Origin of the sequence: Salmonella sp. SAL4457 (assembly GCF_046548235.1) — a bacterium.
Taxonomy (GTDB): domain Bacteria; phylum Pseudomonadota; class Gammaproteobacteria; order Enterobacterales; family Enterobacteriaceae; genus Salmonella; species Salmonella enterica.
Window position 1 is genome coordinate 792,762 of sequence record NZ_JBGDZO010000001.1, and the last position, 21,989, is coordinate 814,750.

The following is a 21,989-nucleotide window of genomic DNA, read 5'->3' on the forward strand; positions in this document are numbered from 1 at the left end:
TCTGCCGGGAACAGGTTTTCGGCAGACGACAATGCGCCTTAGTGGTACGTTTTAATAATTTCCAACACGCCGTTGATAATAAATTGCACGCCCATACACACCAGCAGGAATCCCATTAAGCGGGAGATCGCTTCAATCCCCCCTTTACCCACCAGCCGCATAATAGCGCCAGAACTGCGTAAGCATCCCCACAGGATCACCGCCACGGCAAGAAAAATAATCGGCGGCGCGACCATAATGACCCAGTCGGGAAACTCGCCGCCATGACGCACCGTGGAAGCGGAACTGATGATCATTGCGATGGTCCCCGGTCCTGCGGTGCTTGGCATAGCCAGTGGAACAAACGCAATATTGGCCGTCGGTTCGTCTGCCAGCTCCTCCGATTTGCTTTTCGCTTCCGGCGACTCATGCGCCTTCTGCTGCGGAAAAAGCATTCTGAAGCCGATAAACGCCACGATTAACCCCCCGGCGATCCGTAGCCCTGGAATCGAAATACCGAAGGTGTTCATGACTAACTGCCCGGCGTAGTACGCCACCATCATAATAGCGAAGACATAAACCGAAGCCATATAGGACTGCCGGTTGCGTTCCGCACTATTCATATTGCCCGCAAGGCCAAGAAAAAGCGCCACGGTGGTTAGCGGATTGGCTAACGGGAGCAGTACGACCAGCCCCAATCCAATCGCTTTAAACAAATCCATCATAATACTATCTCTTACCCATCAGCGTTTCATGAACCGGAAGTATAAAGTGAAATTGCCCAGGCGCGCCATTTCGCCAGTGTGCAAGTTAATATCCTCTACAACCTATAACCTGTAATTATCAATTAGTTACAAGTTATCACAGCACAATACCCCGGACGCCTTTTAGCAAATCGTGGCATCGGCCAATTCATTTAGTTGACTTATACTTGCCTGGGCAATAGTATCTGACGAAATTAATTACTTGCCGGGGCAACCATTTTGAAAAGCACCAGTGATCTGTTCAATGAAATCATTCCGCTGGGTCGCTTGATCTACATGGTAAATCAAAAAAAAGATCGCCTGTTAAATAACTATTTATCCCCGCTGGATATCACCGCAACACAGTTTAAAGTGCTTTGCTCGATACGCTGCGCGGGATGTATTACCCCGGTTGAACTTAAAAAAGTGCTGTCTGTCGATCTCGGCGCATTGACGCGAATGCTCGACCGCCTGCTGTGCAAAGGCTGGATCGAAAGACTGCCGAATCCTAATGACAAACGCGGCGTACTGGTGAAGCTAACGCCGGACGGCGCGGCAATTTGTGAGCAATGTCATCAACGACCAGGGCAAGACCTGCATCAGGAATTAACAAAAAACTTAACGGCGGACGAAGTGGCAACGCTTGAGTATTTGCTCAAGAAAATTCTGCCGTAGACAAAAAAGAGGTATGACGATGTCCAGACGCAACACTGACGCTATTACTATTCATAGCATTTTGGACTGGATCGAGGATAACCTGGAGTCGCCGCTCTCACTGGAAAAAGTGTCTGAGCGTTCAGGATATTCCAAATGGCACCTGCAACGGATGTTTAAAAAAGAGACCGGTCATTCATTAGGCCAATACATCCGCAGCCGTAAAATGACGGAAATCGCGCAAAAATTAAAAGAGAGCAACGAGCCCATTCTCTATCTGGCGGAACGCTATGGCTTTGAGTCACAGCAAACATTGACCCGGACGTTCAAAAACTATTTTGATGTGCCGCCACACAAATACCGGATCACCAATATGCATGGCGAATCACGGTATATGCTGCCGCTGAACCATGGCAACTACTAGTTTGTTTATGCGCCACGCGAAGAGCACTATGAAAATGCTGTTTCCCGCCCTGCCGGGTCTGTTACTTATCGCCTCCGGATATGGCATTGCAGAACAAACTTTGTTACCTGTGGCGCAAAATAGCCGCGATGTGATGCTGCTGCCCTGTGTAGGCGATCCGCCAAATGACCTTCACCCCGTGAGCGTGAACAGCGATAAGTCAGATGAATTAGGCGTGCCCTATTATAACGACCAACACCTTTAACCTCTTTGCCCCGTTTTGCGGGGCATTTTTTTAGTACCGTCTGGCTATGACAAGTCCGCCGCTATTACCCCGCGGCATGGTCTGAAATTAGCGTTTGTCTTCTTAGTAACATAATGCCTCATCCCCTGACACGCGCAGTACGGCGCACACGAAATCCAAACACATTGATATAGAGTCCAGCCATAATCAGTACTGCGCCCGCAAGTTGCATCCCGGTCAACGTTTCCCCGAGTAACACCGCGGCGCTCGCCAGCCCGACTACCGGCACCAGCAATGATAACGGCGCTACGCGCCAGGTCTCATAACGTCCCAGTAACGCGCCCCAGATGCCGTAGCCAAGTATAGTGGCGACAAAAGCCAGATACAGCAGCGACAATATCGTCGTCATATCAATGGTAATAAGGCTTTGCGTAATGTGATCCGCCCCCTCCAGTAGCAGCGATGACAGCAGGAACGGCAGGATCGGGATCAGCGCGCTCCAGACCACCAGCGACATCACCGCCGGGCGCGGGCTATGTTGCATAATTTTTTTATTAAAGATATTGCCGCAGGCCCAGCTAAATGCCGCCGCCAGAGTCAGCATAAATCCCGACATCGCTATATGCTGTCCGTTGAGACTGGCTTCAATCAATACCAGTACACCTATAATCGCCAGGGCAATCCCCGCCAACTGCTTACGTTGTAACCGCTCGCTAAAAACAAACGCCCCCAATGCCATGGTAAAAAAGGCCTGCGCCTGTAATACCAACGACGCCAGTCCTGCGGGCATACCAAACTTTATCGCGCAAAAGAGAAAGGCGAACTGCCCAAAGCTTATCGTCAGGCCATAGCCCAGCAACAGCGTAAGCGGGACTTGAGGCCGGGCGACAAAGAAAATTGCCGGAAACGCTACCAGTAAAAATCGTAATCCTGCCAGCAATAATGGCGGCATATGGTGCAGGCCTACTTTGATGACAACAAAATTGAGCCCCCATACGACAACCACCAGTAACGCCAAAAAACCGTCTTTACGCGACATCATCGGCCCCTGTCATTATTAAAATTTTGTAAAAAGGTAAGTTATCGGAAATCAGTGCGCCATAACAGGACTTTTCTTTTTACCGTGAGCATGGCATTGAACAACACACGATGGGCAAAATCCTGCGTTATGGTATGTTAAGACTACGCTATAGCGTATAGACATCATGCTTTTGCGGGCACGGTAGATTAAAACGTCCCGATACGTAACCTCCATTTCAGGCAGGAAAAATGAATCCAGGATTGAGACGTTCGACGTTGGCTCTACTCGCCTCATCGCTGTTATTGACAATTGGACGCGGCGCCACGCTCCCCTTTATGACCATCTATCTTAACCGTCAGTACGGCTTAGGCGTGGATCTGATTGGCTACGCGCTGACCAGCGCGTTAACAATCGGCGTCGTCTTTAGTCTTGGCTTTGGAATTCTGGCGGACAAGTTTGATAAAAAGCGCTACATGTTACTCGCAATTATCGCCTTCGCCTGCGGATTTATCGCCATCCCAATGGTGCATAATGTCGTACTGGTTGTCCTGCTTTTTGCGCTTATTAACTGCGCCTATTCGGTTTTTTCTACCGTACTGAAGGCCTGGTTCGCCGATAACCTCACCGCGACAACAAAAACACGGATTTTTTCGCTCAACTATACTGTACTCAACATCGGCTGGACGGTTGGCCCGCCGCTCGGCACGCTGCTGGTGATGCAAAGCATCAATTTACCCTTCTGGCTTGCCGCCATCTGTTCCGCATTCCCGCTGGTCTTTATTCAGGTATGGGTGACACGATCGGTTGCCGCCAGCGAGGGGAAAAATGCCGCTATCTGGTCTCCCTCCGTTCTGCTGCGCGACAAAGCATTATTGTGGTTTACGCTTTCGGCATTTCTGGCATCCTTTGTGGGGGGCGCCTTTGCGTCCTGTATTTCACAGTACGTTATGGTCGTTGCCGATAGCGGCTTCGCGGAAAAAGTGGTAGCCGTCGTCCTGCCGGTTAATGCGGTTATTGTGGTCAGTTTGCAATACGCCGTGGGCCGCCGACTTACCGCCGTCAATATTCGACCAATGATGACGACCGGCACCGTCTTTTTTATCGCCGGGCTCATCGGATTTATTTTTTCAGGCGACAATCTGTTTTTTTGGGGGCTTTCGGCGGCAGTATTCACGATTGGCGAAATTATTTATGCCCCCGGCGAATATATGTTAATTGACAACATTGCGCCTGCCGGGATGAAAGCCAGCTATTTTTCAGCGCAATCGCTGGGCTGGCTGGGTGCGGCGGTAAACCCGCTGGCCAGCGGCGTCATCCTGACGACGCTTCCCGCCTGGTCGCTTTTCGTTGTCCTGATAATCGCCATTGTGTTCGCCTGGGCACTGATGTTAAAAGGAATGCGGATTACCCCTACGCAACAGGCTATCACCTGTTAATTATCTGCAGCCAGTCATGTGCGCTGTTTCTGGCGCACCGGGTTAACCCTATATATTGCAGGCTAATTATCTGCTGTCACTGCGGTAATTCAGGAATATTCCTGGGCGCTGACGAAAATATTCTAATGCTTTACCCTTCCAGTAAAATAAATACGCAATTCAGACTTTGCTTAAGTATAAATTAGTACTATAGTCTGTACGAGGTTTTTTAAAAAAGAGGATGCACGCTAAAATAAGGAGAAACGAGATGTTAGGCAGTATTAACCTTTTTATCGTTGTATTAGGAATTATTTTATTTTCCGGATTTCTGGCCGCCTGGTTCAGTCACAAATGGGATGATTAATGAACGGAGATAATCCCTCGCAGAGCTGGCCCCTTGCTGCATCGTTGCGCAAGGGGCCGCTTTTGTCTGGATGGCAGGCAAAAAAAACCGCCGGTTCACCAGCGGTAAATGCTTGCATGGATAGATTTGTGTTTTGCTTATACGCTATCGGGCAAATTCTTGCGAGGATAACGGATCTCTAACGACTGTAGCACCGTCAATATCAATGAAGCTTAAACGATACGCAACCAGACCTGAATAAGACATTATGGGACCTTTTGTCCCCAGGGCGCTTTTACAAGACCCATAGTATCAGGCCAGCCGCATGCCCCGTATGGCTGACTTGGATATTGCCGGTTAACGCGCGTTATTTTTGCAGTCGGTTCACGCGAACAAGCGGTTCCTTCGCTTTCTTGTCCAGACTACCGTTAATGTTGATCATTTGATCCGGCTGAACTTCCCGCCCATCAAATACGGCGGAAGGAATTATCACGTTAATCTCGCCGGATTTATCACGAAATACATAGCGATCGTCACCTTTATGATCAATAAGGTTGCCGCGCAGCGAAACGGTCGCGCCATCATGCAGGGTTTTTGCCTGTTCGATGGTCATTTTTTCTGCATCATCCGTACCGCGATAACCATCCTCAATAGCATGAGGCGGCGGCGGTGCCACGTCTTTTTTTAATCCCCCTTGATCATCCGCTAGCGCGTAAGGCATTATCAGAAAACTTAGAAATGCAGCCACCTGTAGTTTCATGCTCTCTCCTTAATAACGTCTATTTGACGTATTAAGTCTGGCCGCTATTTTTAGTTTTTACAAACATGAATTTACCCGCAGAATATTAAGCAATAAAATCAACCCATCCGGATTAATATGCAACCGATATCAGCGCCGGTGAGCGCGAAAGCGTAACGGCGTAATAGTTAACTTGCCACATAGCTGAAGTCATATGCATCAACGTCTTGATAGCAATTCAGAATAATCGGCTTTATTTTTTGAGGATAATGGCCTTACGCATAATCAATGACAGTCATCGCCGTAAGAAAGTAAGCAAGTTATGCAACAGCGGGTTTGTTGGTAACTGGATAAAATAATCATTCACTGACAATGTCATAAAATAAATATGCCATACTTGAGAAGAACGAACAGATTTCATTTGTCTCTGTAACGGAAAAATAAACGATGAGATTAGAACAGCACGATATTGTCACCCTTGATGAAGCCGAATCCGTCGATAGCCTGACAAAAAAACTTGGTGATTTACTGGTTAACCAGAAACTCCGTCTGACCACTGCAGAATCCTGCACTGGCGGGAAACTGGCTTCAGCATTGTGCGCAGCAGAAGATACGCCCTCATTTTACGGTGTGGGTTATGTCACCTTTACTGATGAAGCCAAAGCAAAAATCTTACGCGTACAACGCCACAGCCTTGCCGAACATACCGCCGTCAGCGAAGCGGTCGTTACTGAAATGGCACAGGGCGCTAAGGATCAGGCTGAGGTCAATATCAGCATAGCGATCAGCGGCTATGGCGGTCCGGAAGGCGGCGAAGATGGCACGCCGGCGGGCACAGTTTGGTTTGCCTGGAATATTAACAATACAACTTTTACAAGCCGACAACATTTCAACGGAGATTGTCAGGAAGTATTGGAAAAATGCGTACGCTTCGCCCTCGCTGAATTGCTTTTTCTGTTAACGAAGAAAGCATAAACAATAATTTCATCTGACCGGTCAGAACAACTCTAAAAAAATGCGAGCCTATGGCCCGCATCGTATGCGCAATATTTCAGAATATATTTACGAAATATCAGGAGTAAAATTAATTGCCGGATTTCCGTCCGCCACTGTGGCTATTCTGGCCACCTTTTTTACCCGCTTCAGATGCACGCTGTGGGTCGTTTTTAAAGTTCCCACCGCTATGCTGGCCGCCTTTACGACCTGCTTCTGAGGCTTTCTCTTTATCTTCTGCAAAATTACCGGAACCGCCGCGATGTTCTGCCATAATATAATCCTCATGATGATGTTGCGTTTTAAATATGATATGTCTTCTCATATCATGTGATACAGTTCTAAATCTAGTCGCCCTGTGCGCAGTGTCAAATTCATTTCTGCATTATTTACATAATACCACCACATGGCGGAAAATATATTTTTTGAAAACATCAACAGCGAAGCGGTAATAAATCTTTGGCAATCAAGCCACCACGGAAAAATAAGTAGAAAAATCCGAATGCACGCCCTCGTTATATTCAGACAATTTAACCCCATAAATTTAACTGGCTGTCATCAGAAATGCAGGATTCATTTTCAGGCGGTTGTTCGACAGTGCCGAACAACCGTATCAGCTTAGCGATCGAGCCCACGATATTGCAACATGGGGTCAATATGCGGTTCATGTCCACGCCAGGCTGAATAAAGCGTTTCTAAATCAGTACTATTCCCCCGGGAAAGGATAGCATCACGAAAACGCTGCCCGTTTTCACGCGTCAGGCCGCCCTGCTCTACAAACCATTGATAACCGTCATCCGCTAACATTTGCGTCCACAGGTAGGCGTAGTATCCCGCTGCGTAGCCGCCGCCGAAGATATGGGCAAAATAACTGCTGCGATAGCGGGGCGGCACCGCCGGTAAATCAAGATGCTCGGCGGCCAGCGCCTGCTGCTCGAACTCAGCGACAGACTGCTCTGCTACGCTCTTCTCCAGCATGTGCCAGCGCATATCCAGCAATGCGGCGCCGAGCAATTCAGTCATATCGTAACCTTTATTAAATAAACTCGCCTTGCGCATTCTTTCCTGTAAATCAGCAGGCATTTTTTCACCGCTGTCGACATGACGCGCGTAGCGTTCGAACACGCGTGGATGGCTCGCCCAATGCTCATTAATCTGGGAGGGAAACTCGACAAAGTCGCGGGGCGTATTGGTACCTGAAAGCGTGGCATAGCGCTGGACGGCAAACAAACCATGTAACGTATGACCAAACTCATGGAAGAGCGTAATAACGTCGTCCCAAAGCAGTAATGCAGGCTGCCCATCAACCGGTTTCTGATAGTTACATACATTGTATATAACGGGCCGGGTTTCATTGAGTGTGGATTGCTCGACAAAATTCCCCATCCAAGCGCCGCCGCTTTTCGAGTCCCGCGCGAAGAAGTCGCCATAAAATAACGCCATGCCGACACCATCGGAATCGAAAATCTCCCACACCCGAACATCAGGGTGATACACCGGAATGTCAAAACGCTCGACGAAGGTGATGCCGAATAGCTGGTTGGCGGTCCAGAAAACCCCCTCTTGCAACACCGTATTTAAGGCAAAATAGGGCTTCAGTTGCGCTTCATCTAACGCATATTTTTCCCGCCGTACCTGTTCGGCATAGAACATCCAGTCCCAGGCCTGAACGGTGTAGCCGCCCTGCTCACCATCAATGACGTTCTGAATTTCCGCCTGTTCATTGAGTACACGCTGACGCGCTGGCGGCACAATGCCACGCATAAAGCTCAGTGCGGCTTGCGGCGTTTTCGCCATCTGATCGGCCATTTTCCATGCGGCATAATTGGGGAAACCCAGCAGTTTTGCCTGACAGCGACGAATCTCTACCAGACGCTGAACGATAGCGCGGGTATCGTGGGCATCTCCTTTTTCCGCCCGAGTCCATGACGCTGCGAATAAATTTTCGCGGGTCTGGCGATCGCGCAGCGTAGCAAGCACAGGCTGTTGCGTCGTATTAAGGAGCGGAATGAACCAGCGCTCCTCCAGGCCTTTTTCACGCGCCGCTTCAGCAGCGACGGTCATTTCTTCCGGGCTTAATCCTGCCAGGCAATGCGCGTCATCTACCGCCAGCCCGCCCGCTTTACTTGCCGCCAGCAGACGCTGATTAAACTGACTCATTAAGGTCGCGGATTCAGTATTCAATACCTTCAGTCGCGCTTTATCCTCTTCGGCAAGCTGCGCGCCTGCCAACACAAAACGCTGATGGATAACATCGACCAACCGTAGCGACTCATCATCCAGCCCCAGTGAGTGACGCTGTTGCCAGACGGCATCCACGCGAGCGAATAACGCGCTATTCAGATAAATATCGTTGGAGAGCGCCGCCAGCTCGGCAGAAAAGGCCTCATCCAACCGCTGGAGTTCATCGTTAGTGTGCGCGGCCGTCATCGCGAAAAAAACGCTGGTGACGCGTGACAGAAGCGCCCCGCTTTGCTCCAGCGCCAGAAGCGTATTCGTAAAATCAGGGGCCGCCGGATGATTGACGATGGCCTCGATTTCCACGCGTTTTTGCCGCACGCCCTCATCAAAAGCAGGACGATAATGGCAATCTTTGATCCGATCAAAACGCGGTGCCTGATAGGGCAACATACTCTGGTCTAACAAAGGATTCGTCGACATTTTTCACTCCTGAAAATAGGTTGATCATAAGAGTAAGCTTCCCCCTATGCTGACCGCAACCGTGTTAACCAGGATTACCCTTTCATAAACGCCGCGTGCTATGGTAATACAACACAAAAAGCGTTGAGGAACTGTGTGATGATCGTTTTAGTAACTGGAGCAACCGCAGGGTTTGGCGAGTGCATTGCACGCCGTTTTGTTGAGAATGGACATAAAGTCATTGCCACGGGACGTCGTCATGAACGCCTGCAAGCGTTAAAAGATGAGCTTGGCGAGAACGTATTGACCGCCCAACTGGACGTGCGCAACCGCGCGGCCATCGAAGAGATGATGGCCTCTCTGCCTGCGCAGTGGCGCGATATTGATGTGCTGGTCAATAACGCCGGTCTGGCGCTGGGTCTTGAACCGGCGCATAAAGCCAGCGTAGAAGACTGGGAAACTATGATCGATACTAATAATAAAGGCTTAATTTATATGACCCGCGCCGTGCTGCCAGGAATGGTCGAACGTAATCGCGGTCATATCATTAACATCGGTTCAACCGCCGGCAGTTGGCCTTATGCTGGTGGCAACGTCTATGGCGCGACGAAAGCCTTTGTGCGCCAGTTTAGCCTGAATTTGCGCACGGATTTACACGGCACGGCGGTTCGCGTGACCGACATTGAACCGGGTCTGGTTGGCGGTACCGAGTTTTCCAGCGTCCGTTTCAAAGGCGACGATGAGAAAGCGGGTAAAACCTACGAAAATACCACCGCGCTCACGCCAGAAGACATTACCGAAGCGGTATGGTGGGTGGCCACACTCCCCGCGCATGTGAATATTAATACCGTTGAAATGATGCCTGTTGCCCAATCCTTCGCAGGGCTCAGCGTCCACCGTAGCTAAGGGGTTATACCCGGTCTGCGGGCCGGGTAATCCCTGGCAAACGTATCTGCAACCAGAAACATGATCGGTATAGACCGCCACGGAAAAGTGGTAGAGTATCCGGGTCAACCGCCTAAAAAGTAAGAATGAATGACCGTCGAAACGCAGCTTAACCCTACACAGCCTGTCAACCAGCAAATTTACCGTATTCTTCGGCGTGATATCGTGCATTGTCTTATCCCGCCTGGCACGCCGCTATCAGAAAAAGAGGTCTCAACCCGTTTTAACGTTTCGCGTCAACCGGTGCGCGAGGCTTTTATAAAGCTGGCGGAAAATGGGTTGATTCAGATCCGCCCTCAGCGCGGTAGTTATGTGAATAAGATTTCGCTTTCTCAGGTACAGAATGGCTGCTTTGTTCGGCAGGCGATCGAATGCGCGGTGGTCCGCCGTGCGGCGGCGATGATCACCGACAACCAGTGCTATCAACTGGCGCAAAACCTGCACCTGCAACATATTGCTATCGAGCGCAAACAGATTGATGATTTTTTCCAGCTTGATGACGATTTCCACCAAAAGCTGGCGCAGATCGCCGATTGCCAGTTAGCGTGGGATACCATTGAAAATATCAAAGCGACAATCGACCGGGTTCGCTATATGAGTCTGGATCATGTTTCTCCGCCGGAGATGTTGTTGCGCCAGCACCATGATATTTTCTCCGCGCTGGAAAATCGTGACGGCAATGCGGTTGAGAGCGCAATGACCCAGCATTTGCAAGAAATTAGCGAATCCGTTCAGCTTATCCGTCAGGAAAACAGCGGCTGGTTTAGCGAAGAGTAACTCCCTTTAACGTCGGGGTGAGACGCCTTCTTCGCTTTCTCACCCTGCACATTCCCGCCTAAAAAGCCGTGAGCTTGATCAAAAACAAAAAAAATTCGCAACGATAAGCGTATTTATATGTCGCCCGTCATGCGGGGAAACCTGCGGGCTTTGGCAGTAAGTTTGAAAGGAGAAAACACCATGATGACATACGATCGTAACCGTAACGCAATCACTACCGGTAGCCGGGTCATGATAAGCGGCACAGGTCATACCGGGATTATCAAAGCCATTGAGAGCGAAGGTCTGGATGCAGGTCAAATTCGCCGCGGCAAAACGGTGATTGTCGAAGGTTGTGAAGGTAAATTCGCGCCGGTCGAACTGATTCGTCTTGGCATGAACTGATACCACTGGCCGCTAATAACCGCTCCGGCCTTCCCGGTAGCATAATGCTACCGGGTCTCTGTTGCGCTACTTCAACCGCTCGGCATATTTCGCCACGCTCGCTTTCGCGCCATATGTCAGTAAACTGTCATAGGCTTCTTGCACTTTTTGCGTAAACCGCGCCGCCTGCGGCAAATCGTTGCCGAAAATTTCTGCCATTCCCAGCAGCGCCTTAACACGACTGGCGCCTTCTTCACTGTTTGCCACGGCGCGCTGAATAACCGGCAATAGCGGATCGCTAATGTCGATCGCCTTGCCCTGTTCATCCACGCCACCAACGTAACGCATCCACCCCGCTACGCCCAGCGCCAGCAAATCAAAATCGCTATGATTAGCAAGATGCCAGCGAACGGAGTCCAGCATACGCTGCGGAAGTTTCTGGCTGCCATCCATCGCAATCTGCCAGGTACGATGACGCAGCGCCGGATTACGGTAACGCGCAATCAACTGATCGGCATAACGCTGTAAATCTACCCCCTGGACTTTCAGCGTGGGCGCCTGCTCGCGTAACATTAACGCCTGCGCGGTCAGACGATAGTTGTCGTCAGCCATGCAGTCATTAATATGCTGATAGCCGGCAAGATACCCCAGATAAGCCATGAATGAATGACTGCCGTTAAGCATTCGCAGTTTCATCTCTTCAAACGGAACCACGTCGGCGACCAACGTCGCGCCCGCGTTTTCCCACAGCGGACGACCCGCCACAAACGTATCTTCTATCACCCACTGACGAAACGGTTCGCAGGCGACGCCCGCCGGATCGCGCACGCCGGTCAGTTGTTCGATTTTATCCAGCGTCTCCGGCGTGACCGCAGGGACAATCCGATCAACCATCGTTGACGGAAATGTCACGTTTTGCTCGATCCATATCGCCAGTTCCGCATCCACCTCCCGGGCGTAAGCCGTCACAACCTGACGCGTCACATGCCCATTTTCCGGCATGTTATCGCAGGACATCACGGTAAATGCCGGTAAGTCTGCGGCTTTACGACGCGCTAACGCTTCGACAATAATACCCGGTGCCGTTAGCGGTTGATGCGGATTTTGCAGGTCGGCGGCAATCATGGGATGTTCCAGCAGAAGTTGGCCCGTGGCTGGCGAATGACAATACCCTTTCTCGGTAATGGTCAGAGACACAATCGCTATTTGCGGTTCGCACATCGCCGCCAGCACACGTTCCAGACCATCAACCTGGACATGCAACGCCGCTTTGACGACGCCCACCACACGCGCCGTCCAGGCTTCCGCCGACATCTCCGCCACGGTATAGAGGTTATCCTGCTGCTTTAGATCGGCAATCTGTTGTTCGCCGCCAATAAGATTAACCTCATAATAGCCCCAGTCGCTATGCTGCTCCGCAGCCAGAATATCTGTATAAACCCCCTGATGCGCGCGATGAAACGCGCCAAAACCGAGATGGACCATCCGCGCCGCCAGCGCCGCGCGATCGTAATCAGGAAGCGTCGCCTTTGCCGATAAAAGCCTGTTTTGCATTTTATAACCTCTATATTCTGAAAGCGGAACAGTCGCAGAGTAACGCCTGCCCTGGTGCATTTGGATTTACACTGATTAAACAAAAGTGACCGGACAGCATGGCCGAAACCGCATTAGCGTTCCGGCCATACCGTCGACACGATTTAACTCGTCTGGGTTGCGGAGTGGCGTAACTTCTCTGCCGCTGTCGCTTCCGCCGCATCCTCAGGCAGATTCAGGTCGCGATCTCTGACCTCCGGCATCAACAGCGCAGAAATCAGACCAATACACGAGTAGAGCACCAGCATAATTAAGATGGGCAGCCAGGAATCGGTCATGTTACAAAAGATCCCTGCGAGGACGGGGCCAAAGCCAACCGCCACCAGCCCCCCAGCCTCTTTTGAAATCGCCATCCGGGTGAAGCGATTACGCGATCCGAAAATTTCCGCCATGGTGATGTTTTCCAGCGCAAATAATCCCAGCACGGCAAAGTTATGAATAACAATGAGCGCTGCCATAATAACGCCAGGGCTATACGTTTTATCTACCACAATAGACAGCATCGGCCAGGCGAGAATAATCGCGGAGATATTCAATATTATATACGGCAGCCGACGGCCGTATTTATCGGACAACCACCCTAATAGTGGGATAGTGATAAAACCAATTACGGAACTTATCATTAACGCATCGGTTGGGATAGATTTGTTAAATAATAACGTCTGAACTAAATATCCGGCAAGGAAGGTTTGAATAAGTCCGGAATTCCCCGCTTGTCCAAAACGTAAACCTGTGGCCAGCCAGAAAGATTTGCTGGTAAACATCGCGCCCAATGTATTTTCTGACGCAGGCGTTAACGCTGGCGATTTTTCACCTTCGCTTACTTTTTCGAATACCGGACTTTCTTTCAGATTCATTCGCAGCCAGATCGCGAATATCATAACAACGACGCTCGCCAGGAAAGGAATACGCCATCCCCAGGCGATCAGTTGTTCGCGTTCAAGCGCAAAGAACATCACCGCCCAGATCGCCGTCGCGCTCAACGTACCGCAATTGGTGCCCATCGCGACCAGCGAGGAAATGATGCCACGCTTTCCTTTCGGCGCATACTCGGCCAGCATGGTACCCGCGCCGGAAATTTCCGCCCCGGCGCCCAGCCCCTGTATAATTCGCAATGTTACCAGTAATACTGGCGCAAAAATGCCGATTTGCGCATACGTCGGCAGTACGCCAATCAGCGTGGTGCAGATCCCCATCATGGTGATAGTAATAAACAATACTTTTTTTCGTCCGATGCGGTCGCCCATTTTACCAAAAACAAAGGCGCCGATAATTCTGGCTATATAACCTGCACCATAGGTGCCCATTGCCAGAATAAGCGCCATCGCGGCAGACTGTTCCGGGAAAAATATCTCATGGAAGACCAGAGCCGCGCCTAGTGAATATAACTGAAAATCCATAAATTCAAGCGCGGTGCCTAACCAGCCAGATACGGCAGCGCGCACTAAATCCTGAGTCGATCGTTCATGCTTTATTTGTGTCATATAGGCAATCTCTAAGAGGTAAGATGCGTACCACTTACTCGCAATTATTTATATTATTTCGCAAACGTGAGTAAGACTTTGCAGCATTGACGCTGGTCTTTCTCGAAAAGCTCAATCGCGTCGGTGACATGTTGATAATCAAATGTATGCGTTATCAGCTTATCCGGATCAATAAGCCCTTTATTCAGCCAGTCAATCACGACCGGGAATTTATTGGCATTAAGACGCGATGAATAAATAGCCAGCTCTTTTCCGGTAATACCCTGCTGTACAATCTCACACGGGTCGCTGGAAAATCCCATCAGGACAATGCGTGCCGCAGACGATGCAAGTGTAATCGCCTCTTGCAGGATAGCGGGATGACAGGCGGCATCGACAATCAAGGTCGGTTTTAGCGCCTTCTGCTGTAGAAATTCCGCCAGTGAATGTTGACCATTATTGAGGGTCCAGTCAGCGCCGCTCTGCTTCGCCATCGCTAAACGCTCTTCAATGCGATCAACGACTATGACCGTTTTAACCTGATAAACCCCCTTCAGCGCCTGTACGGTCGTCAGTCCCATCGGGCCTGCGCCATAGATAAGCGCCACGTCCTGCTCGGTCGGATTCACCTGCCCCGTCACATTTGCCGCAATGGTAAACGGCTCAACCATGACGGCATGATGATCTGCGATGCTGTCCGGTATGCGATGAGCATTACGGGCCGGCGCCACCGCATACTCGCTGAAACCGCCGTCACGATGCACGCCCAGCACCACCAGCGAGGTACACACATTGGGTTTACCGACTGAACAAGGGTAACAATGCCCGCAACTGATCACCGGATCGACGGATACCCGTTCTCCTATCCGGTCGCGATTGACGTTGTCGCCTACCGCGTCGATGACACCGAAAAATTCATGGCCTATGACACGGGGATATTTTGCAAAGGGATTATGTCCCCGATAAATATGGCTATCGGAACCGCAGATACCCGCCAGTTTCACTTTAATGCGAACTTCGCCCGGCGCAGGCTGCGGAAGCGCGCGCGTTTCGATAGTTAATGTATTCGGTTTTTCGATTACGATGCTTTTCATTTTTCGCTCCTTACCAGTTCCACAGTGTGCCGTCTTCCAGGCGGGCCACCGGCAAATAGGCTGGATCGTACGGATATTTCGCCGCCAGTTTTTCATCGAACTCAATGCCCAGTCCTGGCTTGTCGCCCGGATGCATATAGCCGCCCTCGAACGTCCAGTTATGCGGGAAAACCTCCAGCATCTGTTCGGAGTAGCCCATAAACTCCTGCACACCAAAGTTAGGCACCCACAGGTCGAAATGTAATGCAGCGGCCATACAAACCGGCGACAGATCGGACGGCCCATGCGAACCGGTACGCACCTGGTAGAGCGAGGCAAAATCAGCAATGCGGCGCATCCCGGTAATACCACCGGCATGGGTAAGCGTGGTGCGGATATAGTCAATCAATTGCTCTTCAATGAGCTGTTTGCAATCCCAGATACTGTTAAAGACTTCGCCTACGGCAATCGGCGTGACCGTATGCTGGCGGATGAGGCGGAAGCACGCCTGATTTTCAGCCGGCGTCGGGTCTTCCATCCAGAACAAACGATAGTCTTCAATACTTTTGCCAAAGCGGGCAGCCTCAATAGGCGTCAGTCGGTGATGCATATCGTGCAGAAGATGTTCATTAAACCCGAACGTATTACGCACGGCGTCAAACAGCTTTGGCGTAAAATCGAGATACTTTTCCGTTGACCACAATTGTTCTTCCGGCCACTGGCCTTTTGTCGCGGGCTCATAGGCCAGCCCCTTGCCTTTCGCCATGCCGTAGGTGGTTTTCATCCCCGGAACGCCGCACTGCACGCGGATTGCTTTGAACCCTTGCTCTTTATGACGCGCGTAGTCTTCCAGCACATCGTCGATGGTGTGGCCTGTGGTATGGCAATACACCATGACGCCTTCACGCGAAGCGCCGCCGAGTAACTGATACAACGGCATATTGGCGGCTTTGGCTTTAATATCCCATAGCGCCATATCAACCGCGGAAATGGCGGACATGGTGACAGGGCCACGGCGCCAGTACGCGCCTTTGTAGAAGAACTGCCAAATATCTTCGATGCGGCGAGCATCCCGCCCGATGAGCTGTGGGCACAGGTGATCGGTAAGGTACGAGGCCACCGGGAGCTCGCGTCCGTTCAGGGTGGCATCCCCCAGACCGGTGATCCCGTCTTCCGTGGTTATCTTTAAGGTGACGAAGTTACGCCCTGGACACGTAACAAAAACTTCAGCCCCTACAATCTTCATTTTTATTCCTTACATCGCATTATGGGATGCAGGAAATTTACCCAACTGAGCTACTACCATACAAGTATATTGATGTAAAAAGCGCTGCCAGATCACAAAATGTTCTGGTCGCGCGGCAATGTTACGTACGTCCCCATCCGACGACGATAATCAGCATTCCACACAGCGCGATCAGCGCGCCGCACCAGTCATAAACCGTGAGCCGGACGCCATCGACAACACGTAACCACAGGAGCGCAGTACAGACATATACCCCACCGTAAGCCGCATAAACCCGCCCACTCGCCGCCGGATGCAAGGTCAAAAGCCAGACGAATAACGCGAGTGACGCGGCGGCGGGCAGAAGCCACCACACGCTGGCGCCGCGCTTAAGCCATAGCCAGGGAAGAAAACATCCAATGATTTCACAGAGGGCGGTGACAAAGAAAAGCAGAGTCGTCTTTAGCATGAGATTCATTTGGTTACGAAATGATAAGTGATAATACAACAGAATATCGTTACGGTTATCCGGCCATTCTTGTGTATATGCCAGGCATAAGGATTGGTGTAGAATTTACAGGTGGTTTACCGCTTTTCCCCTCTAATGAAAGGATGTTGTGATGAACAATACGCTGAGCAAACGCCTGTGCCTGACGGCAATGCTTACGTTGGCGGCCGTTGTATATACTACTTCCGCATTCGCTGAAACCAGTAAACTGGTGATTGAATCGGGAGATAGCGCACAAAGTCGTCAGGAAGCGGCGATGGAAAAGGAACAATGGAACGACACTCGCAGTCTGCGCCAGAAAGTGAATACCCGCGCAGAAAAAGAGTGGGACAAAGCCGATGCCGCCTTTGATAACCGCGATAAATGCGAGCAAAGCGCCAACATCAACGCCTATTGGGAGCCCAATACGCTGCGGTGTCTGGATCGTCGTACAGGTCGCGTTATTACGCCCTGATGCAGGATAACTAAAAGGAAGTGTAAGGATACAGTATGACAAGTGACTACAAGGTCAGACTGCGCCCGCTTGAGCGTGAAGATTTACGATTTGTCCACCAGCTTGATAATAATGCCAGCGTTATGCGTTACTGGTTTGAAGAGCCGTATGAGGCTTTTGTCGAACTGTCGGATCTCTACGACAAACACATCCACGACCAAAGCGAACGGCGCTTTGTCGTCGAATGCGACGGTGAAAACGCCGGGCTGGTAGAACTGGTGGAAATTAACCATGTGCATCGGCGGGCGGAATTTCAGATTATTATCTCGCCGGAGTACCAGGGAAAAGGCCTGGCGTCACGCGCGGCCAAACTGGCGATGGATTACGGATTTACCGTACTCAATCTCTATAAATTGTATTTGATCGTCGATAAAGAGAATGAAAAAGCGATTCACATCTACCGTAAACTCGGGTTTAGAGTAGAAGGCGAGCTGATTCATGAGTTCTTCATTAACGGCGAATACCGTAACACCATCCGCATGTGTATCTTCCAGCAGCAGTATCTGGATGAACATAAAACGTCCGGTTCTACGCTCCTGAAACCCACCGCGCAGTAAACGCGGCGCGGTAGTCACGGAGAGTCGCACCGCGCCCGGTTTAGTAGTAATCGATACGATTTTTAATGGTGTAATGGTGGGACACTGCCGGCTTAACGCTCTCATCGACGATAACAAGCCGGCAGTCAACAGGGTTCGCGTACGCATCATATTCGCAGCTCTGTGTGACGTTGCCGACCTGTCGATCATCCACCCGGCTGACTGCCGTGTAATCCAGCTTTTTACGCGGGTCCGCGGAGGGTTTTGCCGTCACAGAGAGCGTATTCTGCGAGTTTATGGTTGTCTTACCTAACGGATAGCCTTCGCTATCATAGCGGTACTCGACCTTCATCTCTTTGCCCGTCGCCGATACCACAAAACCGTTGTCGTCCGTCTCCCAGGTCACGCCCGCCGAAGGCAACGCCGCCAGCTGGCACTTCCCCTGTAACTGCACCTTTTTTTCCAGCGTCTGAGCATCCCGGTAATAATTGGCATCCAGCACGAGCGCCAGCCCCGTATTATTCTCCAGATCGTGTAACTCAAGCGTATCAAAACAGCCTTCCTGTGAAAGCGTACCGGTGACCTGCTTCGCCACTTCGCCATTCTCACTCATCAATGTCTGGCTGAAATCCTTTACCGGACCACGTAATGGATCAAAATCAAATTCGTTCGAAAAACTGGCCATTTCCGGCGTAAAAGACTCAAGGGATTTCGGGTTATCACAACCTGCCAGTATCATGCACAATAACGTCAGTAAAAGGGGTTTCTTCACACGTATCACCAGGATGAAAAGATATTTATCATCATATTAGCAAATACAGTTATTTACACGAAAAATGCTAAGCTTAGAACATCGTCATTAATCACAGGAGTTCATGATGAAAATCGCAACTGCAATAGCCGCTCTGGCGTTAGTTAGCGCCCCCTCGCTGGTGATGGCGGCACCGGGATCGTGCGAGAGAGTAAAAAGCGATATTGAACAACGTATCATCAATAACGGCGTGCCGGCGGATAATTTTACGCTCACTATCGTTCCTAACGACCAGGCCGATCAGCCGGACTCACAGGTGGTGGGCCATTGCGCGAACGACACGCATAAAATTCTTTATACCCGCACCAGCAGCGGCAATGCGCCAGCCAATACCTCTCCCGCTCAGGACGGTTCATCCGCCGAACCGCAATAACCTCCTCCTGCCCTCCGGGTCCGGAGGGTAACGCTCTTTGACATGGATTAATAATCCTTACTCCCAAAGGGGTAAACTCATTACATCATTAGCATGTTAATAATTTCGTTATAGTTATCAATATATAGCGAAATAATAACGACAATGGAGTGAGTGATGCCCGGAGAAAAGCAACAAACAGGCGTTAGCCGCAGGACGTTAGTGAAATCAGCGGCGCTTGGCTCACTGGCGCTGGCTGCCGGAGGCGTATCTTTACCGTTTGGGATGCGTACCGCGGCCGCGGCGGTGCAGCAGGCTATGCGCAACGAAGAAGATAAAATCGTCTGGGGCGCCTGTTCGGTCAACTGCGGCAGTCGCTGCGCCCTGCGTCTGCATGTAAAAGATAATGAAGTCTGGTGGGTTGAAACTGATAACACTGGCGACGATGTCTACGGCAATCATCAGGTTCGCGCCTGCCTGCGGGGCCGTTCAATCCGTCGGCGTATTAACCATCCGGATCGCCTTAACTATCCCATGAAACGCGTTGGCCGCCGCGGCGAAGGCAAATTTGAACGCATTAGCTGGCAGGAAGCACTGGACACCATTAGCGCCAGCCTGAAAAAGACCGTAGAGACCTACGGCAATGAAGCCGTTTATATCCACTATTCATCCGGCATCGTAGGCGGCAACATAACCCGCTCGTCGCCTGCCGCCTCGCCGGTGAAGCGTTTGATGAACTGCTACGGCGGTTCGTTGAATCAATACGGCTCATACAGTACCGCGCAAATTTCTTGCGCCATGCCCTACACCTATGGTTCCAACGACGGCAACAGCACATCTGATATCGAAAACAGTAAACTGGTGGTCATGTTCGGCAATAATCCGGCTGAAACACGCATGAGCGGCGGCGGCATTACCTGGTTTCTGGAGCAAGCGCGTGAACGCTCAAATGCGCGCATGATCGTAATAGATCCGCGCTATACCGATACCGCTGCCGGACGTGAAGACGAGTGGATACCGATTCGCCCCGGCACCGATGCCGCGCTGGTGGCGGGAATTGCCTGGGTATTGATTAACGAAAATCTCGTTGACCAGCCTTTTCTCGATAACTATTGCATCGGCTACGATGAAAAAACCCTTCCGGCTGACGCGCCCCCCAATGGCCATTATAAGGCTTATATTTTGGGTCAGGGCGAGGACGGTATCGCCAAAACGCCGCAGTGGGCATCGCATATTACCGGCATCCCCGCCGATCGGATTATCAAACTGGCGCGCGAGATAGGCAGCGTCAAGCCGGCCTACATCTGTCAGGGTTGGGGCCCGCAGCGTCAGGCGAACGGCGAACAAACCGCTCGCGCCATCGCCATGTTACCGATTCTGACCGGCAACGTCGGCATTCATGGCGGTAATAGCGGCGCACGCGAATCCACTTACACCATTACCATTGAACGTCTGCCGGTCCTGGAGAATCCCGTTAAAACCGCCATCTCCTGCTTTAGCTGGACGGACGCCATTGCGCGCGGCCCGGAAATGACCGCCCTGCGCGACGGCGTACGCGGCAAAGATAAGCTGGATGTCCCGATCAAATTTCTATGGAACTACGCTGGCAACACCCTGATTAATCAGCATTCGGATATTAATAAAACCCATGAAATTCTTCAGGATGAAGCGAAATGCGAAATGATTGTGGTCATCGACAACTTTATGACCTCTTCCGCGAAGTACGCTGATATTTTACTGCCGGATCTCATGACCGTCGAACAGGAGGATATCATCCCCAATGATTACGCCGGCAATATGGGATATCTGATTTTTATCCAACCGGCGACGACGCCTAAGTTCGAGCGCAAGCCCATCTACTGGGTACTCAGCGAAATCGCCAGACGCCTCGGCGACGATGTGTATCAGCGGTTTACCGAAGGCCGTACACAGGCGCAATGGCTGCAATATCTGTACGCCAAAATGCAGGCAAGAGATCCGGCATTGCCCGCGTATGACGATCTGAAAAAAATGGGCATCTATAAACGCAAAGATCCCAACGGCCACTTTGTCGCCTATAAAAAATTTCGTGAAGATCCGCAGGCCAATCCGTTAAAAACGCCGTCCGGTAAAATCGAAATCTACTCAAGCAAACTCGCTCACATCGCCAGTACCTGGGAGCTGGCGGAAGGCGACGTGATAAGCCCACTGCCGATTTATACCCCTACTTTTGAAGGATGGGACGATCCGAAGCGGAGCACCTTCCCGCTACAGCTGCTTGGCTTTCACTATAAATCCCGTACCCATTCAAGCTACGGCAATATTGATGTTCTGCAGGCCGCCTGTCGCCAGGAGGTGTGGATAAATCCGCTCGATGCGCAAAAACGCGGTATCGCGAATGGCGATAAGGTTCGCGTCTTTAACGATCGTGGAGAGGTGCGTCTACCCGCCAAAGTCACGCCGCGTATTCTGCCGGGCGTCAGCGCGATGGGTCAGGGCGCATGGCATAATGCGGATATGGCTGGCGATAAAATTGACCACGGCGCCTGCATCAATACGCTCACGACGCTGCGTCCTTCCCCCCTGGCAAAAGGGAATCCTCAACATACAAATCTGGTGGAAATCGAAAAAATCTAAGCCGCCTGCTCCGGGACGTTTTTACGCGCCCGGAGCTCCCCGTTTTGCGAACACAACGAC

General features: G+C 51.0%; 24 protein-coding genes. 13 read left to right on the forward strand and 11 right to left on the reverse strand.

The features are described 5' to 3' along the window. Window positions 1-38: 38 nt before the first annotated feature. On the reverse strand, window positions 39-704 hold the full coding sequence (locus tag ACLJNW_RS04080; RefSeq protein WP_000968968.1) for a MarC family NAAT transporter: 666 nt from the start codon (window positions 702-704) through the stop codon (window positions 39-41). A gap of 258 nt (window positions 705-962) precedes the next feature. On the opposite strand from ACLJNW_RS04080, the gene marR reads away from it, so the two are divergent. The 3 genes from marR to marB are packed head-to-tail and all read left to right on the forward strand — an operon-like array spanning window position 963 to window position 2,044. Further along, on the forward strand, window positions 963-1,397 hold the full coding sequence (gene marR / locus ACLJNW_RS04085; RefSeq protein ID WP_000843434.1) for a multiple antibiotic resistance transcriptional regulator MarR: 435 nt from the start codon (window positions 963-965) through the stop codon (window positions 1,395-1,397). A gap of 19 nt (window positions 1,398-1,416) precedes the next feature. After that, window positions 1,417-1,800: an MDR efflux pump AcrAB transcriptional activator MarA gene (gene marA / locus ACLJNW_RS04090; protein WP_000091194.1), complete on the forward strand. Its 384-nt coding sequence runs from the start codon at window positions 1,417-1,419 to the stop codon at window positions 1,798-1,800. A 28-nt stretch (window positions 1,801-1,828) separates the two neighbouring features. Continuing rightward, window positions 1,829-2,044, forward strand: coding sequence for a multiple antibiotic resistance protein MarB (marB, locus tag ACLJNW_RS04095; protein ID WP_000783049.1), 216 nt, complete (start codon window positions 1,829-1,831; stop codon window positions 2,042-2,044). A 118-nt stretch (window positions 2,045-2,162) separates the two neighbouring features. On the opposite strand, the gene eamA is transcribed toward marB, so the two are convergent. After that, window positions 2,163-3,065 (reverse strand): O-acetylserine/cysteine exporter, encoded by a 903-nt coding sequence (eamA, locus tag ACLJNW_RS04100; RefSeq protein WP_000987757.1) that lies wholly within the window; start codon window positions 3,063-3,065, stop codon window positions 2,163-2,165. A 227-nt stretch (window positions 3,066-3,292) separates the two neighbouring features. On the opposite strand from eamA, the gene ydeE reads away from it, so the two are divergent. Both ydeE and mgtS read left to right on the forward strand, forming a co-directional pair. Then, window positions 3,293-4,480 (forward strand): efflux MFS transporter YdeE, encoded by a 1,188-nt coding sequence (gene ydeE, locus ACLJNW_RS04105; protein WP_001068056.1) that lies wholly within the window; start codon window positions 3,293-3,295, stop codon window positions 4,478-4,480. Between the two features lie 247 nt (window positions 4,481-4,727). Next, window positions 4,728-4,823, forward strand: a complete 96-nt coding sequence (gene mgtS / locus ACLJNW_RS04110; RefSeq protein ID WP_000901531.1) for a protein MgtS — start codon at window positions 4,728-4,730, stop codon at window positions 4,821-4,823. Window positions 4,824-5,169: 346 nt separating this feature from the next. On the opposite strand, the gene ACLJNW_RS04115 is transcribed toward mgtS, so the two are convergent. Beyond that, entirely contained in the window at window positions 5,170-5,562 is a 393-nt protein-coding gene (locus tag ACLJNW_RS04115) for a YdeI family stress tolerance OB fold protein (protein ID WP_000776348.1), read from the reverse strand. A 426-nt stretch (window positions 5,563-5,988) separates the two neighbouring features. Here ACLJNW_RS04115 and ACLJNW_RS04120 point away from each other — a divergent pair, with 426 nt between their 5' ends. After that, window positions 5,989-6,516, forward strand: a complete 528-nt coding sequence (locus ACLJNW_RS04120; RefSeq protein ID WP_001235357.1) for a 2-oxo-tetronate isomerase — start codon at window positions 5,989-5,991, stop codon at window positions 6,514-6,516. A gap of 109 nt (window positions 6,517-6,625) precedes the next feature. On the opposite strand, the gene ACLJNW_RS04125 is transcribed toward ACLJNW_RS04120, so the two are convergent. Together ACLJNW_RS04125 and dcp are read right to left on the reverse strand one after the other, a co-directional pair. Next, window positions 6,626-6,808 carry a general stress protein gene (locus tag ACLJNW_RS04125; RefSeq protein ID WP_000807642.1) on the reverse strand — a complete coding sequence of 61 codons (183 nt, stop codon included), beginning with the start codon at window positions 6,806-6,808 and terminating at the stop codon, window positions 6,626-6,628. A gap of 344 nt (window positions 6,809-7,152) precedes the next feature. Further along, on the reverse strand, window positions 7,153-9,195 hold the full coding sequence (gene dcp, locus ACLJNW_RS04130; RefSeq protein ID WP_000106273.1) for a peptidyl-dipeptidase Dcp: 2,043 nt from the start codon (window positions 9,193-9,195) through the stop codon (window positions 7,153-7,155). Between the two features lie 138 nt (window positions 9,196-9,333). Between dcp and ydfG the strand changes: the two genes are divergently transcribed. From ydfG to ydfZ, 3 genes are all read left to right on the forward strand, one after another. Then, window positions 9,334-10,080, forward strand: a complete 747-nt coding sequence (gene ydfG, locus ACLJNW_RS04135) for a bifunctional NADP-dependent 3-hydroxy acid dehydrogenase/3-hydroxypropionate dehydrogenase YdfG (RefSeq protein ID WP_024154588.1) — start codon at window positions 9,334-9,336, stop codon at window positions 10,078-10,080. Between the two features lie 129 nt (window positions 10,081-10,209). After that, window positions 10,210-10,896 (forward strand): GntR family transcriptional regulator, encoded by a 687-nt coding sequence (locus tag ACLJNW_RS04140; RefSeq protein WP_000215563.1) that lies wholly within the window; start codon window positions 10,210-10,212, stop codon window positions 10,894-10,896. 180 nt (window positions 10,897-11,076) lie between these two features. Then, complete coding sequence (ydfZ, locus tag ACLJNW_RS04145; protein WP_000989267.1) at window positions 11,077-11,280, forward strand: putative selenium delivery protein YdfZ; 204 nt, start codon at window positions 11,077-11,079, stop codon at window positions 11,278-11,280. Between the two features lie 66 nt (window positions 11,281-11,346). Here ydfZ and ACLJNW_RS04150 read toward each other — a convergent pair whose 3' ends face one another. The 5 genes from ACLJNW_RS04150 to ACLJNW_RS04170 all read right to left on the reverse strand — a co-directional run bounded on the left by ACLJNW_RS04150 (window position 11,347) and on the right by ACLJNW_RS04170 (window position 17,082). After that, window positions 11,347-12,813, reverse strand: coding sequence for a mannitol dehydrogenase family protein (locus ACLJNW_RS04150; RefSeq protein WP_001181253.1), 1,467 nt, complete (start codon window positions 12,811-12,813; stop codon window positions 11,347-11,349). 143 nt (window positions 12,814-12,956) lie between these two features. Continuing rightward, window positions 12,957-14,336: an MFS transporter gene (locus tag ACLJNW_RS04155; RefSeq protein WP_023203928.1), complete on the reverse strand. Its 1,380-nt coding sequence runs from the start codon at window positions 14,334-14,336 to the stop codon at window positions 12,957-12,959. Between the two features lie 53 nt (window positions 14,337-14,389). After that, a complete protein-coding gene (locus ACLJNW_RS04160; RefSeq protein WP_000836499.1) occupies window positions 14,390-15,409 on the reverse strand; it encodes a Zn-dependent oxidoreductase in 1,020 nt (339 codons plus the stop codon). A gap of 10 nt (window positions 15,410-15,419) precedes the next feature. After that, a complete protein-coding gene (rspA, locus tag ACLJNW_RS04165) occupies window positions 15,420-16,634 on the reverse strand; it encodes a starvation-sensing protein RspA (protein ID WP_000706269.1) in 1,215 nt (404 codons plus the stop codon). A 121-nt stretch (window positions 16,635-16,755) separates the two neighbouring features. Next, window positions 16,756-17,082, reverse strand: a complete 327-nt coding sequence (locus tag ACLJNW_RS04170; RefSeq protein WP_000921389.1) for a YnfA family protein — start codon at window positions 17,080-17,082, stop codon at window positions 16,756-16,758. A 151-nt stretch (window positions 17,083-17,233) separates the two neighbouring features. Between ACLJNW_RS04170 and ACLJNW_RS04175 the strand changes: the two genes are divergently transcribed. Together ACLJNW_RS04175 and speG are read left to right on the forward strand one after the other, a co-directional pair. After that, the gene (locus ACLJNW_RS04175; protein ID WP_001066440.1) at window positions 17,234-17,575 is read left to right on the forward strand and encodes a DUF1283 family protein; all 342 of its coding nucleotides are present in this window, start codon (window positions 17,234-17,236) and stop codon (window positions 17,573-17,575) included. A gap of 35 nt (window positions 17,576-17,610) precedes the next feature. Further along, window positions 17,611-18,171, forward strand: coding sequence for a spermidine N1-acetyltransferase (speG, locus tag ACLJNW_RS04180; protein WP_000199997.1), 561 nt, complete (start codon window positions 17,611-17,613; stop codon window positions 18,169-18,171). A gap of 40 nt (window positions 18,172-18,211) precedes the next feature. Here the strand turns inward: speG and ACLJNW_RS04185 are convergent, their stop codons facing one another. Beyond that, entirely contained in the window at window positions 18,212-18,922 is a 711-nt protein-coding gene (locus ACLJNW_RS04185; RefSeq protein ID WP_000743122.1) for a YnfC family lipoprotein, read from the reverse strand. Window positions 18,923-19,025: 103 nt separating this feature from the next. Here ACLJNW_RS04185 and ACLJNW_RS04190 point away from each other — a divergent pair, with 103 nt between their 5' ends. Both ACLJNW_RS04190 and ynfE read left to right on the forward strand, forming a co-directional pair. After that, window positions 19,026-19,334, forward strand: coding sequence for a DUF1161 domain-containing protein (locus ACLJNW_RS04190; protein ID WP_000975516.1), 309 nt, complete (start codon window positions 19,026-19,028; stop codon window positions 19,332-19,334). A gap of 156 nt (window positions 19,335-19,490) precedes the next feature. Then, window positions 19,491-21,929: a selenate/tellurate reductase subunit YnfE gene (gene ynfE / locus ACLJNW_RS04195; protein WP_024154587.1), complete on the forward strand. Its 2,439-nt coding sequence runs from the start codon at window positions 19,491-19,493 to the stop codon at window positions 21,927-21,929. Window positions 21,930-21,989: the final 60 nt, after the last annotated feature.